Source organism: Saccharopolyspora kobensis (assembly GCF_900108315.1).
Classification (GTDB): Bacteria; Actinomycetota; Actinomycetes; order Mycobacteriales; family Pseudonocardiaceae; genus Saccharopolyspora; species Saccharopolyspora kobensis.
Genome location: NZ_FNVB01000005.1, coordinates 63,469 through 78,756, shown reverse-complemented (window position 1 = coordinate 78,756; position 15,288 = coordinate 63,469). Strand labels below are relative to the sequence as shown.

The following is a 15,288-nucleotide window of genomic DNA, read 5'->3' as shown; positions in this document are numbered from 1 at the left end:
CATCGATGCTGGTCGGCCGAGACTTGACGCATGATCCAGAAGAACGTCGTGCTCACCGCGCTGGCCCCGGCCGTGTGGGGCACGACCTACGTGGTGACGACGGAGCTCCTGCCGCCCGGGCACCCGCTGTTCGCCGGGTTGGTCCGCGCGCTGCCCGCCGGGCTGATCGCGCTGGCGCTGACGAGGGCGCTGCCGCGCGGTGCGTGGTGGGGCAAGGCCGCGGCGCTCGGCGTGCTGAACATCGGCTTGTTCTTCCCGCTGCTGTTCATCGCCGCTGAGCGGCTGCCCGGTGGTGTCGCCGCGACGTTGGCCGCGGTGCAGCCGATGATCGTCGCGGTGCTGGCGGTGGTCGTGCTGAAGGAGCGGCCGTCCGCGCGGCGGTTCGGCTGGGGCGCGGTCGGTGTCATGGGCGTGGGGCTCGTGGTGCTGGGCCCGGACGCCGGGTTCGACGTCGTCGGGGTCATCGCGGGCCTGGCCGGTGCGGTCGGGATGGCGCTCGGGGTGGTCCTGACCAAGCGGTGGGGCCGACCGCCCGGTGTCGGACCGGTGGCCTTCGCGGGCTGGCAGCTGACCGCGGGCGGCCTGTTCCTGGTACCGGTCACGCTCACCTTCGAAGGCCTGCCGCCCGCGGTCGACGTGCCCGCGCTGCTCGGCTACTTGTGGCTGGGCGGGGTCGGCGGACTGCTCGCCTACGTGCTGTGGTTCCGCGGGATCGGCGTCCTGCCGGTCACCTCGGCGGCTCTGCTCGGCCTGCTCTCGCCGCTGGTCGCCGCGCTGCTCGGCGCGGCTCTGCTCGGACAGCTGCTGGGCCCGGTCCAGCTGCTCGGTTTCGCCTTCGCGCTGGCCGCGATCGTCGCGGCTCAGCTGCCCGCTCGCACTCCCGTCGTGGAAAGGATCGCAGCATGAAGATCACCGTCGTCGGAGCCACCGGAACGGCGGGCTCGCGCATCACCGCCGAAGCCCTCCGGCGCGGCCACCACGTCACCGCCGCGTCCCGGAGCGGCGCACCGCTGCCCGGCGCGACGGCGGTCCGCGCCGACGCGACCGACGGGGAGCGGATGCGCGAGCTGTTCGCCGGAACCGACGTGATCGTCGGCGCAACGCGCCCGGCGCCGGGGCAGGAGCACGTGGTCGGCGAGACCACGACGGCGCTGCTCGACGCGGCCTTGGCTGCCGACCGGCGGGTTCTCGTCGTGGGCGGCGCAGGTCCACTCAGGACTCCAGCGGACCCGGAGCGGTTGGTCGTCGACGATCCCGCCTACGTGGCCGCCGAGTGGCGCACGATCGCCGCGGCGAGCGTCGACCAGCTCGAGGTCTGCCGCACGCACCAGGCGGACTGGACCTACCTGAGCCCGCCTGCGGTGCTCGAACCCGGCGAGCGCACCGGCCACTACCGGCGCGGCGGCACGACGCTGCTCGTCGGAACCGACGGTGTCTCCCGCATCTCGGCGGAGGACTTCGCGGTGGCGGTCCTCGACGAACTGGAGAACCCGAGCGGCGCCAAGCACTTCACCGTCGCCTCCTGAGCGGGGCTGGTGCGCGATCTCTCCGTTTCCCCTGTTCAGCACCCGTGAGTGTTTTGGGGCGCTATAACCCCCCAAAACACTCACGGGCCGCCACCAGCGAAAGTGCGGCGGGAAGGGAAAGTGCCGCGTCGTGGACCCGAACCGCGAGAGCTCGGTGCGGGGGTCGGGGAGCGCGGATTCGGGCTTCATGCCGCCGAGGTGCGGCCCGCGGCGATCGCCGCGGTCGGCACGTCGAGCGGTTCCGGTCGGCGTCGCGGTGCCGGGCGGGCGCTGGCTGTGCTCCGCTTCCCCACGTGATTCTCCTCCGTCCGTGATCCAAGTCGGCCGAGCCCGGTTTCCGGGGAAGATCCGGTGGATCGAGGACATCAACTGTCCTAACCGGTTCATAGCGTTGCGGCCATGACCAACGCAGTGCACATCCGCCCCTTCCACATCGACGTCCCGCAGGCTCAGCTGGACGACCTCCGGGACCGGCTGGCCGGCACGAGGTGGCCCGACGAGCTGCCGGGAGTCGGGTGGAGCCGCGGTGTCCCGGTGGCCTACCTGAAGGAGCTCGCCGAGCACTGGCGCACCGGTTACGACTGGCGGGTGCACGAGGCCGCCATCAACGAGCACCCGCAGTTCACCGCCGCCATCGACGGCCAGAACGTGCACTTCCTCCACGTGCGCTCGCCGGAACCCGACGCCGCGCCGCTGCTCCTGCTGCACGGCTGGCCGGGCGGGGTGACGGACTTCCTCGACGTCATCGGGCCGCTGACCGATCCGCGCTCGCACGACGGCGATCCCTCCGACGCCTTCCACCTGGTCGTCCCGTCGCTGCCGGGCTTCGGCTTCTCCACGCCGCTGGCGGGCCCGGGGATGAACGCGGCCCGGATGGCCGGGATCCTGCTCCGGCTCATGACCGAACTCGGCTACGACCGGTTCGGCGTGCAGGGCTACGACACCGGCGCCTGGGTCGGTCCGCAGCTCGGGCAGCAGGCACCGGAGCGCGTGCTCGGCGTCCACCTCAACGCGCTGATCACCTTCCCGGCCGGGATCGAGGGCGAGTTCGACGGGCTCACCGAGGTCGAGCAGCGGCGCTGGGAGGCGATGCAGAACTTCAACGACGGGTACCTGCAGTGCAACTCCAAGCGGCCGCAGACGGTGGCCTACGGCCTGCACGACTCACCGGTCGGGCAGCTCGCCTGGATCGTGGAGAAGTTCAAGGAGCTCACCGAGCCTGCGGAGGGACTGCCCGAGGACAGCATCGACCGGGACCGCATCCTCACCGACGTCACCCTGTACTGGCTGACCGGCACGGCGGCTTCGGCGGCGCAGATCTACTACGAGGAGATCTCCGCGAGCGACTGGGGCGAGAGCGCGCCACGCGCGGCGGTGCCGACCGGAGTGCTGGTGTCCGCCCACGACGTGACCGTCCGCCGCTGGGCCGAGCGCGACCACGACGTCGTGCACTGGACGGAACTGGGCCGCGGCGGCCACTTCCTGGCGATGGAGGAACCGGACGCGCTGGTCGAGGACGTCCGGACGTTCTTCCGGAAGCTCCGCTGAGCAGCGGCCGTGAGTGCGCGGGATCCGGCTGCGCACTCACGACCCGGCTCGCTCATTCGCCGTGCTGCTCGGCGATGCGCTCGCGCATCCGCTGCTCGGCCTCGCGCAGCTCCGGGGTGAACTCCTCGCCGAAGTCGGCTTCCTCGGCGACCTTGCGGATCTCGACCTCGCCGCTCTCGAACGGGATGCGGCGCGCCCAGCCGATCGCCTCGTCGCGGGAGGCGACGTCGAGGATCCAGTACCCGGCGACCAGCTCCTTGGTCTCGGTGAACGGCCCGTCGACCACGGTGGTCCGGCCCTTGCCGGAGAACTTCACGCGCGCCCCGCTGCGGCTGTCCAGCAGTCCGTTGCCGTCGACCATCACACCGGCGGCCACCAGCTCCTCGTTGTACCTCGTCATCTCGGCGAGCTCCTGCTCGGTCGGCAGCGCGCCGGACTCGGACTCGTCGCCGGACTTGACGATCACCATGTACTTCATCGCGGTCTCCTCCTGGGAGGTCGGTTCCTGCTTCACCCACGCATCGAACGAGCCGGGCCGGGATCGACACCTCGCGACGGATTTTCCGGAAGTTTTTTCCGCGGCGCGGTCCGAGTCAGCTCCCGCTGATCACCGGACGCCGCTTGACCAGCAGGAACACCACGGCGGTCAGCAGCAGGAAGGCGGGGATCAGCAGCAGCGCGTCCGGCGTGGTCGGCTGCGCGGACCAGCCCGTGCCGCGGTCGGCGCCCTCCAGGGTGATGCGGGCGACGGTCAGGTACGTCAGGTGCACGGCGATGGACGTCCACAGCGAACCGGTGGTGATGCGCGCGATCAGCAGCACGGTGCCGAAGACCGGGAACAGGACCGCGTAGGCGACCGGGTCCTGGCCGGGCGGGGCGAAGCCCGGCGCGGGCGGGTTGTCGCCCAGCAGCGTGCCCACCGCGAAGTTCACGACGGTCGATCCGGCGCCGACGAGGCAGAACAGCAGGACGGTGGTGAGGAAGGCCGTCCACCGGTGCAGCGCCCGGCTGAGCGAGGCGTAGACGTAGCCGCGGAAGACCAGCTCCTCCGGGAAGGCCTCCAACGCCATCGCGATCAGCGCGTTGACCAGCAGGAACCTGGTGAGCTTCGCGGCGTCGAGCGGTCCCCACTCGAACCAGCCGGCCCACGTGCCCAGCCCGAACACCACGACCGCCGAGCCGCCGGTGACCGCCACGCCGAGCGCGAAGGTGCGCAGCCCCGTCGCCCAGCCGGTCAGACCGAGGCCGGACATCGGTTCGCGGTCCACGGCGCGGCGCAGCAGCACGATCAGCGACGCGGTGATCAGCAGGCACAGCGCTGCGATCAGGACCTGCCGCGAGGTGTCGCTCATGCCGGTGCGGCTCTGCACCGCGTGCGCGATCGCTCCTGCCGAGCCGAGCCCCACGGCCATGGCGCAGGTGCCCAGCACGCCGCGGGCGAGTGCTCGTGTGCGCGGCGCGTCGACCGTTGCCTCCGTGGACGGCATCTCCGCTCCTTTTTAGGTCAGGTGTACAGGAAAGGATTTCGGTCAACTGTACAGAATAAAGTTCGCCGAGCGGTCTCGGGTAGAAAAGTCGGGGGAGGTGCGCGTGCCGAAGATCGTGGACCACGAAGAACGCCGCTGGGAGCTGGTGCGAGCGGTGTGGGCGGTCATCCGCGAGCGGGGAGTGGCAGGTGCGTCGGTGCGCGCCGTCGCCCGCCAGGCGGGCTGGTCGCCGAGCTCGGTCCAGTACTACTTCTCCAGCCAGTCGCAGCTGCTGCTGTTCGCGCTGCGCGCGATCTCCGAGGCGGCGGAGCGCCGATTGCTGGCGGCGGACCTGCCCGGCGATCCCCGCGGCCGGGCGCTGGCCCAGCTGGAGCGGCTGCTGCCGACCGACCCGGACGCGCGCGTGGCGACCGAGATCTGGGTGGCTTTCCTGTCGCTGGTCCTGGTCGACGACGAGGCCGGGGAGCTCAACGCGGGCGACACCCGCGCGGTGGCGGACCTGTGCCGCGAGGTGCTGGACGAGTTGTCCGCGGCCGGGCTGGTCGCCGAGCACCGGGACCTGGAGCTCGAAACCCGCCTGCTGCACGCGCTGTTCGACGGCATCGCCCTGCACTCGGTGACGGCCCCCGGCCTGATGCCGCCCGACCGGATCAGGCAGCTGCTCGAATACCACCTGGACCACCTGAGATGATCGGGTGGGCGGTGTCGGGGCGGCGTGGCACGATTCGGCACGTGGCCAGCACCTCAGCCGAAGCTCAGCGCCTGCGCGATCTCGCGCTGCTGCGCCGGGTTCGCGACCGGATCGACCGGGAGTACGCGCAACCGCTGGACGTCGAAGCGCTCGCCCGCGGCGCCGGGATGTCCGCCGGGCACCTCAGCCGCCAGTTCCGCAGCGCCTACGGGGAGTCGCCGTACAGCTACCTCATGACGCGGCGCATCGAGCGCGCGATGGCGCTGCTGCGCCGCGGCGACCTGAGCGTCACCGATGTCTGCTTCGAGGTCGGCTGCTCCTCGCTGGGCACCTTCAGCACCCGCTTCGCGGAACTGGTCGGCATGTCGCCCAGCCGCTACCGGCGGGAGGCTGCGGCCGCGACCGAGGGCATGCCGTCGTGCGTGGCGAAGCAGGTCACCAGACCGATCAGGAATCGAGAAGCGCGGTCATCGGAGCGGACATAGCGTGACTGCCATGGACATCACCATCGCGGAGACCTTCCTCCCGCACGAAGACCCGGAGGCCACGCTGGCCTTCTACCGCGACGCCCTCGGCTTCGAGGTCCGCAACGACGTCGGTTACGGCGGCATGCACTGGATCACGGTCGGCCCGGTCGGTCAGCCCGGCACGTCCATCGTGCTCTACCCGCCCGCCGCGACCCCGGGCCTCACCGACGACGAGCGCCGCACCATCGCCGAGATGATGGCCAAGGGCAGCTACGCGATGATCAACCTGGCCACGCCGGACCTCGACGGCACCTTCGAGAAGCTGCAGGCCCGCGACGTCGAGATCGTGCAGGAACCGACCGAGCAGCCCTACGGGCGGCGCGACTGCGCCGTCCGCGATCCCGCGGGCAACATGATCCGGATCAACGAACAGTCCTGAGTCAACGTTTCCGCTGGTCACAAGCCGTGAGTGTTTTGGGGTGCTCTAGCGCCCCAAAACACTCACGGGCGCGTGCCCGCGGAAACCTGTGCGATAGATGGAGACACCGATGAGCACGGCCACGACGAACGCGCTGCACGTCGCGGACAGCCACGACCTGATCCGCGTGCACGGCGCGCGGGTGAACAACCTCAAGGACGTCAGCGTCGAGATCCCGAAGCGCCGCCTGACGGTGTTCACCGGAGTCTCCGGCTCGGGCAAGAGCTCGCTGGTGTTCGGCACGATCGCCGCGGAGTCCCAGCGGATGATCAACGAGACCTACAGCGCCTTCGTGCAGGGCTTCATGCCGACGCTGGCCCGGCCCGACGTGGACGTGCTCGACGGCCTGACCACCGCGATCATCGTCGACCAGGAGCGGATGGGCAGCGATCCGCGCTCCACCGTCGGCACCGCCACCGACGCCAACGCGATGCTGCGCATCCTGTTCAGCCGCCTCGGAAAGCCGCACATCGGTTCGCCCCAGGCGTTCTCGTTCAACGTCGCCTCGATCAGCGGATCCGGCGCGGTGAAGTTCGAGCGGGGCGGCAAGACGGTGAAGGAGCGGCGCGACTTCAGCGTCCTCGGCGGCATGTGCCCGAACTGCGAGGGGCGCGGCTCGGTGAACGACTTCGACCTGTCCGAGCTCTACGACGACGGCAAGTCGATCAACGAGGGCCCGTTCAAGGTTCCCGGCTACAGCTCGGACGGCTGGTACGGCCGGATCTTCGGCGGTTCCGGCTTCTTCGACCCGGACAAGCCGATCCGGGACTTCACCGAGCAGGAGCTGCACGACCTGCTCTACAAGGAACCGACCAAGATCAAGGTCGACGGCATCAACCTGACCTACGAGGGCCTGATCCCGAAGCTGCAGAAGTCGATGCTGGCCAAGGACCGGGAGTCGATGCAGCCGCACATCCGGGCCTTCGTGGACCGGGCGATCACCTTCACCGACTGCCCCGAGTGCGGCGGCACCCGGCTCAACGAGACCGCGCGGTCGTCGAAGATCGACGGGATCAGCATCGCCGACGCCTGCGCGATGCAGATCAACGACCTGGCCGAGTGGACCCGCGGCCTCGACGACTCCTCGGTGGGCCCGCTGCTGGAAACGCTGCAGCAGACGCTGGATTCGTTCGTGGAGATCGGCCTCGGCTACCTCTCGCTGGACCGCCCGTCGGGCACGCTGTCGGGCGGCGAGGCCCAGCGGACCAAGATGATCCGCCACCTCGGCTCCTCGCTCACCGACGTCACCTACGTCTTCGACGAGCCCACCATCGGCCTGCACCCGCACGACATCCAGCGGATGAACGACCTGCTGCTCCGCTTGCGGGACAAGGGGAACACGGTGCTCGTCGTGGAGCACAAGCCGCAGACCATCGCGATCGCCGACCACATCGTCGACCTGGGCCCGGGCGCGGGCACGGCGGGCGGCACGATCTGCTTCGAGGGCGATGTCGAGGGGCTGCGCGCCAGCGACTCCGTCACCGGCCGCCACCTCGAGGACCGGACCAAGCTCAAGGGCGAGGTGCGCACTCCCACCGGGCAGCTGGAGATCCGCGGCGCCAACACCCACAACCTGCAGGACGTCGACGTCGACATCCCGCTGGGCGTGCTGTGCGTGATCACCGGTGTGGCGGGCTCCGGCAAGAGCTCGCTGGTGCGCGGTTCGGTGCCCGCCGACGCCGGGGTGATCGAGGTGGACCAGACCGCGATCCGCGGGTCGCGGCGCAGCAACCCGGCGACCTACACCGGCATGCTCGATCCGATCCGCAAGGCCTTCGCCAAGGCCAACGGCGTGAAACCGGCGCTGTTCAGCGCTAATTCGGAGGGCGCCTGCCCGGCCTGCAACGGCGCCGGCGTGATCTACACCGACCTGGCGATGATGGCCGGTGTCGCCACCACCTGCGAGGAGTGCGAGGGCAGGCGGTTCCAGGCGGCGGTGCTGGAGTACCGGCTCGGCGGCAAGAACATCAGCGAGGTGCTCTCGATGTCGGTCGCGCAGGCCGAGGAGTTCCTCGGCGAGGGCGAGGGCCGCGTCCCGGCGGCGCACAAGATCCTGCAGCGGCTCGTCGACGTCGGGCTCGGCTACCTCCGCCTCGGCCAGCCGCTGACCACGCTGTCCGGCGGCGAGCGGCAGCGGCTCAAGCTGGCCACGCACATGTCCGAGAAGGGCGGCGTCTACGTGCTCGACGAGCCGACGACCGGCCTGCACCTCGCCGACGTCGAGCAGCTGCTCGGCCTGCTCGACCGGCTGGTCGAGTCGGGCAAGTCGGTGATCGTGATCGAGCACCACCAGGCGGTGATGGCGCACGCGGACTGGATCATCGACCTCGGCCCCGGAGCGGGTCACGACGGCGGCCGCATCGTCTTCGAAGGCACCCCGGCAGCCCTGGTCGAAGCACGCTCCACCCTCACCGGCGAGCACCTCGCCGACTACGTCGGAGCCTGACCGGACCGGCGCGCCGGGATCTGGGGGTTCCGGCGCGCCGCCGCGGGGTCAGCTGGTCTCGTCGGTGAGGGCCTTGTCGAGGATCTCCAGGCCTCGGTCGATCTCCGCGTCGGCGGCCGTCAGGGGCGGGGCGATGCGGAAGGTCCCGCCCATGCCCGGCAGCTGCACGATGTTCATGTGCAGGCCGAGTTCCGCGCAGCGGCGGGTGACCGCGGCGCCGAGCTGATCGGCGCCGTCCGGGCCGCCGACCAGTTCCAGGCCCACCAGCAGGCCGCGGCCCCGGACGTCGCCGATCACCTGGTGCTTGCCCGCGAGCTCGTCCAGGCCGCCGCGCAGGCGGTCGCCGAGTTCGCGCGCCCGCAGGTCGAGGCGGTCGCGGCTCAGCACGTCCAGGACGGTGTTGCCGACCGCCGCCGGGAGCGGGTCGTTGACGTGGGTGGTGAAGAACAGGTAGCCGCGTTCGTGCGCCGCCTGCTCGATCTCCGCGCTGGTCAGCACGGCTGCGAGCGGGAGACCGGCGCCGAGGGTCTTGGACAGGGTGAGGATGTCCGGCACCACTCCGTCGCGCTCGAACGCGTACCAGTCGCCGGTGCGGCACAGGCCGGTCTGGGCCTCGTCCAGGATCAGCAGCATGCCCCGCTCGCGGCACTTGTCCCGCAGCGCGGCCAGGTATCCCGGCGGGAGGTCGACGACGCCGCCGCTGCTCAGGATCGGCTCGACCAGGCAGGCCGCGAGGCTGCCCGCGGACTGGGCGTCGATCAGGTCGAAGGCCAGGTCGAGCTGGCGGCGCCAGTCCAGGTTCCCGTCGGCGTCGACGATGTCGGGGCGGAATCGGTCCGGGACCGGCAGCGCGAAGTTGCCGGGAGCCGGCGGCCCGTAGCCGGCGCGCCCGGCGCTGTAGGTGGCGTTCGCGGCGGCCTGCGTCATGCCGTGCCAGGACCGAGCGAACGAGACGATCTCGTACTTCCCGGTGACCAGCTTGGCCATCCGCAGCGCGGCCTCGTTCGCCTCCGCGCCGGTGGTCAGGAACACCGCCTTGTCCAGGGGTGCGGGCAGCGTTCCGGCGAGCCGCTCGGCGAGGTCGAGGACCGGACGGCTCAGCATCCCGCTGTAGAGGTGGTCGAGCCGCTCCGCCTGCGCGCGGATCGTCGCGACGATCTCCGGGTGCGAGTGCCCGAGGATCGCGCTCATCTGCCCCGAGGTGAAGTCGAGCAGCTCGCGGCCGTCCTCGGTGACCACTGTGGTCCCCGAGGCGCGGTCGATGATCTCGGGGCTGAAAGCGCCGCGCCCCGAGTAGCGGATCAAGTGCTGTTCCCGTCCGGTCTCACGCATGGCCCGACGCTACGGACCCGGACTCCCCGAAGTCCACCCCGGAAAACCCGGCCGCTAGTTCTCCCGGCGGCGGCGTGCGGCGGCCGCGATCACCGGCCCGGCCAGGAGCAGAGCCGCCGCGGTGATGCCGCCGGCCAGCCACAGGGCCCGCGTGGTCGGGGCCGGGTCGGCCACCGCTGGTTTGGGGACCGCGAGGTCTTCCGGGACCGGGGTCGCGGGCGGGTCGGTGTTGGGGATCGTGGTGACCGCTGCGAACGGGTCGACCACGCCATAGCCGATGATCTTGTTCGGCAGCGGTGTCGAGGGGTGGTCGGCTGCGTTGAGGAGGCGGGCGGCGACTTCGGGAGCGGGCAGGGCCGGGTGGTAGGCGCGGACCAGGGCTGCTGCTCCCGCCACGTAGGCCACGGCGAGCTCGTTGCCGGAGGACAGGCGGTGGCCCGCTCCTTGCGGTGCGACTCCCACCAGTTGCTGGGCCGGAGCCGCGATCGCCGGGTCCGCGCCGTAGGTCGGCGACTGGACGGGACCTTCCGGGCCGACGGGTGCGACCGCCAGGACACCGGGAATCCGCGCGGGGAAGGCGAGTTGGCCCTTCTTCGGCACTGCGGCCGGTGCGACGACCAGCACGTCCCGTGCGGACGCGTAGGCGATGGCGGCGCGCAGGTCGGGCATGTCCAACGTGGCCACCAGGCCGACGGCCACCACGCGGGCGCCGCCGTCGACGGCGGCCCTGATGCCCTTGGCGATCGAGTTCGCCAGGCCCGCGTGGTCCTGGATCTTCGGCGGGTCGTCGCTGACCCGGACCGGGAAGATCTTGGCGTCCGGCGCCACTCCGGCGAACGGCACGTGCGGGTCGCTGCTCGGGCGGGCCGCGATCAGCGACGCGAGGAACGTGCCGCGGCCGAAGCAGTCCCCGTTGCCGGGGCCGCCTTGCAGATCCGTGCCCGGCAGCACCGCGCCGGACAGCGCGGGCGCGGAGGCGCTGACACCGGTGTCGACCACGCCGACGATCACGTCTCCGCGGGTCAGCGGCCAGGCGCGGTCGGCCGCCATCCGCTGCTGGGCCCAAGATGCCGTGGTCACCGGCGTTTCCGACGGTGGGGTGCACTGGCCGATCGGCTGGGCGAGCGCGGTCGTCGGAGTGGTGGTGGCCGCGATGCCCAGGACCGCGGCCAGCACGATGAGCCGGGCGCGGCTGAGCAGTGCTGGGGTTGGCACAGGACTGCCGGTTCCGCCTCTCCGCGATCCACAGTGGTGGTTGCGCCCGGGATCGGCCTGGCGTTCCGCGGTTTCTTGTGGCCGGGTCGCGTCGCGTTCCCCTGGGGTGCGGTCGAGCAGTGCTGGGGTTGGCGCAGGACTGCTCATGCCGGTTCCTCCGTCCAGCCGATCTGCAGGCCGATGCCGTCGCGGCGGGTCACCAGCACGCCGCGTCCCGGCGGGAGCTGGCGCCCGCGCGCGCCGTTGAGCAGCGGCATCTCGTTGGCGGGCATCGACAGCGCCAGCTCGGGCGTGTTCGACTCCTGCAGCCTGCGGGTCACCGGCTCCATCGAGGTCCGGCTCGATCCCGCCGCCGCGCGGGCCATCACCAGGTGCAGGCCGATGTCACCGGCCTGCGGGACCAGCTCCACGAGCGGGTCGAACGGGCCGCCCATCGGGCCCAGCATCAGGTCGTAGTCGTCGACCAGCACGAAGATCTCCGGCCCGCTCCACCAGTCCCGCCGCCGCAGCTGCGCCGGCGTGATGTCGGTGCCGGGCACCCGCTCCTTGAGCTCCTCGGCCAGCTGCCGGACCAGCGTCTCGGCCGCCGGCGTGGAAACCGCGGCGCCGCGCCGGTAGGGCTCCGGCACCGATTCCAGCAGCCCGCGGCGCGGGTCGACGACCAGGACCTGGGCCTGCTCGGGCGAGTACACGGTGGTGATGGCGTTGGCGATCAGGCGCAGCGCCGCGGTCTTGCCGCTGCCGCTGTCGCCGACGACGGTCAGGTGCGGGCGGCTGCCGAAGTCGTGCCACACCGGCTGCAGGTCCAGCTCGCCCGCGCCCAGCGCCACCTTCGGGCCCGGCTGCGGCGCGGGCAGTTCCGCCGCGGGCAGCACGGCGGGCAGCATCCGCACCACCGGCGCGCCCCGGTGCGGCCAGCTCTCCGCGACCGCCGCGCACAGCTCGCGGGTCGACTCGGCGAGATCTTCGGTGCCCGCGACGCCGTCGATGCGCGGCACCCCGGCCAGGAAGTGCATCTGGTCGGCGGTCATGCCGCGCCCGGGGATCTGCGGCACCTCCGCCGCCTTGCGCATGTTGATCATCGAGTCGATCGAGTCGCCGAGCCGCAGCTCCAGCCGGGTGCCGAGCTGGTCGCGCAGTGCACTGTGGACGTCCGACCAGCGGTTCGTGGTGAGCAGCAGGTGCACGCCGTAGGCGAGGCCGCGGGCGGCCAGCGCGCGCAGCGCCATGTCGTGCTGCTCGAACTCCGAGCGCAGCGCGCCCCAGCCGTCGACGACCAGGAACACGTCGCCGTGCGGATCGTCGGCGAACTCGCCCTTCGCGCGCCGCTCGCGGTAGGCGGCCATGCTCTCCACCTCGTGCTCGGCGAAGGTCTTCTCCCGCTCCGCCAGCAGGGTCTGCACCTCGGCGATGGTGCGGGCCACCCGCTCGGCCTGCAGCCGCCCGGCCACGCCACCGACGTGCGGCAGGCCGTCCAGCGCGGACAGCGTGCCGCCGCCGAAGTCGAGGCAGTAGAACTGCGCCTCGGCCGGGGTGTGGGTGAGCGCGATCGAGGCGATCAGGGTGCGCAGCAGATTGCTCTTGCCGGACTGCGGGCCGCCCGCGATGCCGACGTGCCCGCCGGCACCGGACAGGTCGACCACCTGCAGGTCGCGGCTCTGCTCGAACGGCTTGTCCACCACGCCGACCGGCACCACCAGCCGTCCGCAGCCCGGCCAGCTCGCCGCGGTCAGCCCGCGGTCGGGATCGGGCAGCAGCGGCGGCAGCAGCTGGTCCAGCGACGGCGGATCGGCCAGCGGCGGCAGCCACACCTGGTGCGCGGGCGGTCCGTGGCCGATCAGCTTGTCCACCGCGACGGACAGCACCGACTCGCCGGGGTCGGCGTCCTCCGCGGCGGGCGCGGGTTCCGGGGCGGGCGCGGCGGGCACCGGCAGCTTGCCCACGTTGAACGGCACGACCTGCCGCCGCACCTCCTCCTGCCGCTGCTCGCGAGTGCGCCTGCGGTGCTGGCCGGACACGTAGGCGGCCTTGAACCGGATCAGCGTCGCCACGTCGCTGCGCAGGTAGCCGTTGCCGGGCGCGCTCGGCAGCTGGTAAGCGTCGGGCACGCCGATCACCGACCGGCTCTCCATCGCCGAGAACGTGCGCAGCCCGATCCGGTAGGACAGGTGGCTCTCCAGCTTGTGCATGCGGCCGTCCTCGATGCGCTGACTGGCCAGCAGCAGGTGCACGCCCAGCGATCGGCCGAGCCTGCCGATCATGACGAACAGCTCGCCGAAGTCCGGGTTGGACGCCAGCAGCTCGGAGAACTCGTCGACGATCACGAACAGCGTCGGCAGCGGGTCGAGCGGGGTGCCGGACAGGCGGGCCTTCTCGTAGTCCAGCAGCGAGCTGTAGTTGCCTGCCGCGCGCAGGAACTCCTGGCGCCGCACCATCTCCCCGTGCAGCGCGTCCTGCATCCTGGTCACCAGGGTCGCCTCGTCGGCCAGGTTCGTGATCACCGCGGAGACGTGCGGGAGCCGGTCCAGGCCGAGGAACGTCGCGCCGCCCTTGAAGTCGACCAGCACGAAGTTCAGCGTCTCCGACGAGTGCGTCATCGCCATGCCCAGCACCATCGTGCGCAGCAGCTCGCTCTTGCCGGAACCGGTGGCGCCGATCAGCAGCCCGTGCGGGCCCATCCCGCCCTGCGCCGACTCCTTGATGTCCAGCTCGATCGGTGCGCCGTTCTCGGTGATGCCGATGGGGATCCGCAGCCGGTCGCGGGTCAGGCCGGTGCGCGCCGCCGCGGCGGGATCCCAGGTGTCCAGGTCGGAGATGCCGAGCAGCTGCGGGAGTTCGAAGTTCGCCACCATCGGTTCGGCCACGTCGGTGGTGCCGCCGAGCCGGTACGGCGAGATGGTCCGCGCCAGCGTCGCGGCCTTCGCGGTGGGCAGCAGGTCCGGCGCGCAGAGCTTGGTGCGCACCTCCTGGCCGGTGCGGTCGGTGCGGACCATGTCCACCTGCTCGGCGGAGACGTCCAGCCGCAGCGTGGTGCGCCCGGCGCCGCCGGTGAGCGCGTCGGAGACGTCGAGCACCACGGAGTTGTGGTAGCCGGTGCCCGCCAGGCGCGACTCCGACGGCACGTCGACGCCGTCGAGCACGATCACCACGTAGGGCTCCTCCGGGTTCGGCGAGGACGCGGCCTCGAACCTGCCCCGCTCACCGAGCTCGGCGTCCAGCAGCTCGGTCAGCGCGTCCACCCCGTCGGCCAGCAGCCGGACCTGGCCCGCGCCGTCCTGCTCGACCGGGTGCTGCGCGTGCGGCAACCACTTCACCCAGTCCCACAGGTGCACCCGGCCGGGCGCCGCGCACACCACCACGCGCAGGTCCTCGGGGGAGTGGAAGGTGACCAGCTGGGCGAGCACGGAGCGGGTGACGCCGCGGATCGCCTCCTCATCACCGGCGAAGCGAACCTTGGCGAACCCGCGCAGGAACAGCGAGGTGGGCAGGTTGGGCACGGTGCTGTGGGCGTTGATGAACTTGCGCAGCGCCCGCGCGGAGAGCGGCTCCAGGTCCGAGATCGGCTTGGTGCTCAACGGATTCATCCGGATCGCCAGGCGCTGCGAACCGGTGCCGATGCGCACCTCGGCGAAATCGCCGTGCGCGGCCCGGCGCTCCCACAACCGGCCGGTCATCGCCACCGACCAGAGGCTGTTCGGATCGGGATGCCGCCAGGACAACGACTCCCGCTGCTTCGTCGCCGCCGCGCGCACCTGAGCGCGCACCTGCCCGAGGTAGCGCAGGTAGTCGCGCCGCTCGCCGCGCATCTTCTGCCGCCGCTCGGTGCCACCGCGCGCGAGCTGGACCAGGAACATCAGCAGCGCCATCGCGAGCATCAGCCCGAACATGCCCATGCCCAGCAACGGGTTCCGCGGCCCGATGTAGATCAGCATGAACACACCGCTGCCGAGCATCATCGGCAGCATCATCATCGAGGACAACCAGTCCCGGCCCACCGTCTCCGGCAACGCCGGAGGCTCCTGCAGGGACAGCTCCCCGCTCGGCATCTCCGGCGGCTGCTCCCGGTTCGGCCTGCGGAACAGGGTGGTGGTCATGGCG

The 15,288-nt window shown here is 71.6% G+C and carries 12 protein-coding genes; 7 read left to right on the top strand and 5 right to left on the bottom strand.

Annotated features, from left to right (window positions below):
* Positions 1-30 precede the first annotated feature (30 nt).
* From C4T78_RS17235 to C4T78_RS17225, 3 genes are all read left to right on the top strand, one after another.
* Positions 31-906 carry an EamA family transporter gene (locus tag C4T78_RS17235; protein WP_093348789.1) on the top strand — a complete coding sequence of 292 codons (876 nt, stop codon included), beginning with the start codon at positions 31-33 and terminating at the stop codon, positions 904-906.
* A complete protein-coding gene (locus C4T78_RS17230) occupies positions 903-1,526 on the top strand; it encodes an NAD(P)-dependent oxidoreductase (RefSeq protein WP_093348787.1) in 624 nt (207 codons plus the stop codon). The genes C4T78_RS17235 and C4T78_RS17230 overlap by 4 nt, the downstream gene beginning before the upstream one ends.
* Positions 1,527-1,925: 399 nt before the next feature.
* Positions 1,926-3,074 (top strand): epoxide hydrolase family protein, encoded by a 1,149-nt coding sequence (locus C4T78_RS17225; protein WP_093348784.1) that lies wholly within the window; start codon positions 1,926-1,928, stop codon positions 3,072-3,074.
* Between the two features lie 52 nt (positions 3,075-3,126).
* Here C4T78_RS17225 and C4T78_RS17220 read toward each other — a convergent pair whose 3' ends face one another.
* Positions 3,127-3,552 carry a YciI family protein gene (locus tag C4T78_RS17220; RefSeq protein WP_093350003.1) on the bottom strand — a complete coding sequence of 142 codons (426 nt, stop codon included), beginning with the start codon at positions 3,550-3,552 and terminating at the stop codon, positions 3,127-3,129.
* Between the two features lie 115 nt (positions 3,553-3,667).
* Positions 3,668-4,561 (bottom strand): CPBP family intramembrane glutamic endopeptidase, encoded by an 894-nt coding sequence (locus C4T78_RS17215; protein ID WP_093348781.1) that lies wholly within the window; start codon positions 4,559-4,561, stop codon positions 3,668-3,670.
* Between the two features lie 103 nt (positions 4,562-4,664).
* Between C4T78_RS17215 and C4T78_RS17210 the strand changes: the two genes are divergently transcribed.
* From C4T78_RS17210 to C4T78_RS17195, 4 genes are all read left to right on the top strand, one after another.
* A complete protein-coding gene (locus C4T78_RS17210) occupies positions 4,665-5,252 on the top strand; it encodes a TetR/AcrR family transcriptional regulator (protein WP_143185754.1) in 588 nt (195 codons plus the stop codon).
* Between the two features lie 41 nt (positions 5,253-5,293).
* The gene (locus C4T78_RS17205) at positions 5,294-5,737 is read left to right on the top strand and encodes a helix-turn-helix transcriptional regulator (protein ID WP_093348776.1); all 444 of its coding nucleotides are present in this window, start codon (positions 5,294-5,296) and stop codon (positions 5,735-5,737) included.
* Between the two features lie 10 nt (positions 5,738-5,747).
* Positions 5,748-6,158, top strand: a complete 411-nt coding sequence (locus C4T78_RS17200; RefSeq protein ID WP_093350000.1) for a VOC family protein — start codon at positions 5,748-5,750, stop codon at positions 6,156-6,158.
* A gap of 109 nt (positions 6,159-6,267) precedes the next feature.
* Positions 6,268-8,643: an ATP-binding cassette domain-containing protein gene (locus tag C4T78_RS17195; protein ID WP_093348773.1), complete on the top strand. Its 2,376-nt coding sequence runs from the start codon at positions 6,268-6,270 to the stop codon at positions 8,641-8,643.
* Between the two features lie 48 nt (positions 8,644-8,691).
* On the opposite strand, the gene C4T78_RS17190 is transcribed toward C4T78_RS17195, so the two are convergent.
* From C4T78_RS17190 to eccCa, 3 genes are all read right to left on the bottom strand, one after another.
* Positions 8,692-9,975 carry an aspartate aminotransferase family protein gene (locus C4T78_RS17190; protein WP_093348771.1) on the bottom strand — a complete coding sequence of 428 codons (1,284 nt, stop codon included), beginning with the start codon at positions 9,973-9,975 and terminating at the stop codon, positions 8,692-8,694.
* A gap of 54 nt (positions 9,976-10,029) precedes the next feature.
* Positions 10,030-11,190 (bottom strand): S8 family serine peptidase, encoded by a 1,161-nt coding sequence (locus C4T78_RS17185; protein ID WP_177247466.1) that lies wholly within the window; start codon positions 11,188-11,190, stop codon positions 10,030-10,032.
* Positions 11,191-11,333: 143 nt separating this feature from the next.
* Positions 11,334-15,284 carry a type VII secretion protein EccCa gene (gene eccCa, locus C4T78_RS17180; protein WP_093348766.1) on the bottom strand — a complete coding sequence of 1,317 codons (3,951 nt, stop codon included), beginning with the start codon at positions 15,282-15,284 and terminating at the stop codon, positions 11,334-11,336.
* Positions 15,285-15,288 lie beyond the last annotated feature (4 nt).

Excerpts from the sequence above, each read along its gene's own strand:
- C4T78_RS17190 (WP_093348771.1), bottom strand. The coding sequence starts at position 9,975 with ATGCGTGAGACCGGACGGGAACAGCACTTGATCCGCTACTCGGGGCGC.
- C4T78_RS17225 (WP_093348784.1), top strand. The coding sequence starts at position 1,926 with ATGACCAACGCAGTGCACATCCGCCCCTTCCACATCGACGTCCCGCAG.
- C4T78_RS17235 (WP_093348789.1), top strand. The coding sequence starts at position 31 with ATGATCCAGAAGAACGTCGTGCTCACCGCGCTGGCCCCGGCCGTGTGG.
- eccCa (WP_093348766.1), bottom strand. The coding sequence starts at position 15,284 with ATGACCACCACCCTGTTCCGCAGGCCGAACCGGGAGCAGCCGCCGGAG.
- C4T78_RS17220 (WP_093350003.1), bottom strand. The coding sequence starts at position 3,552 with ATGAAGTACATGGTGATCGTCAAGTCCGGCGACGAGTCCGAGTCCGGC.
- C4T78_RS17200 (WP_093350000.1), top strand. The coding sequence starts at position 5,748 with ATGGACATCACCATCGCGGAGACCTTCCTCCCGCACGAAGACCCGGAG.
- C4T78_RS17230 (WP_093348787.1), top strand. The coding sequence starts at position 903 with ATGAAGATCACCGTCGTCGGAGCCACCGGAACGGCGGGCTCGCGCATC.
- C4T78_RS17215 (WP_093348781.1), bottom strand. The coding sequence starts at position 4,561 with ATGCCGTCCACGGAGGCAACGGTCGACGCGCCGCGCACACGAGCACTC.
- C4T78_RS17195 (WP_093348773.1), top strand. The coding sequence starts at position 6,268 with ATGAGCACGGCCACGACGAACGCGCTGCACGTCGCGGACAGCCACGAC.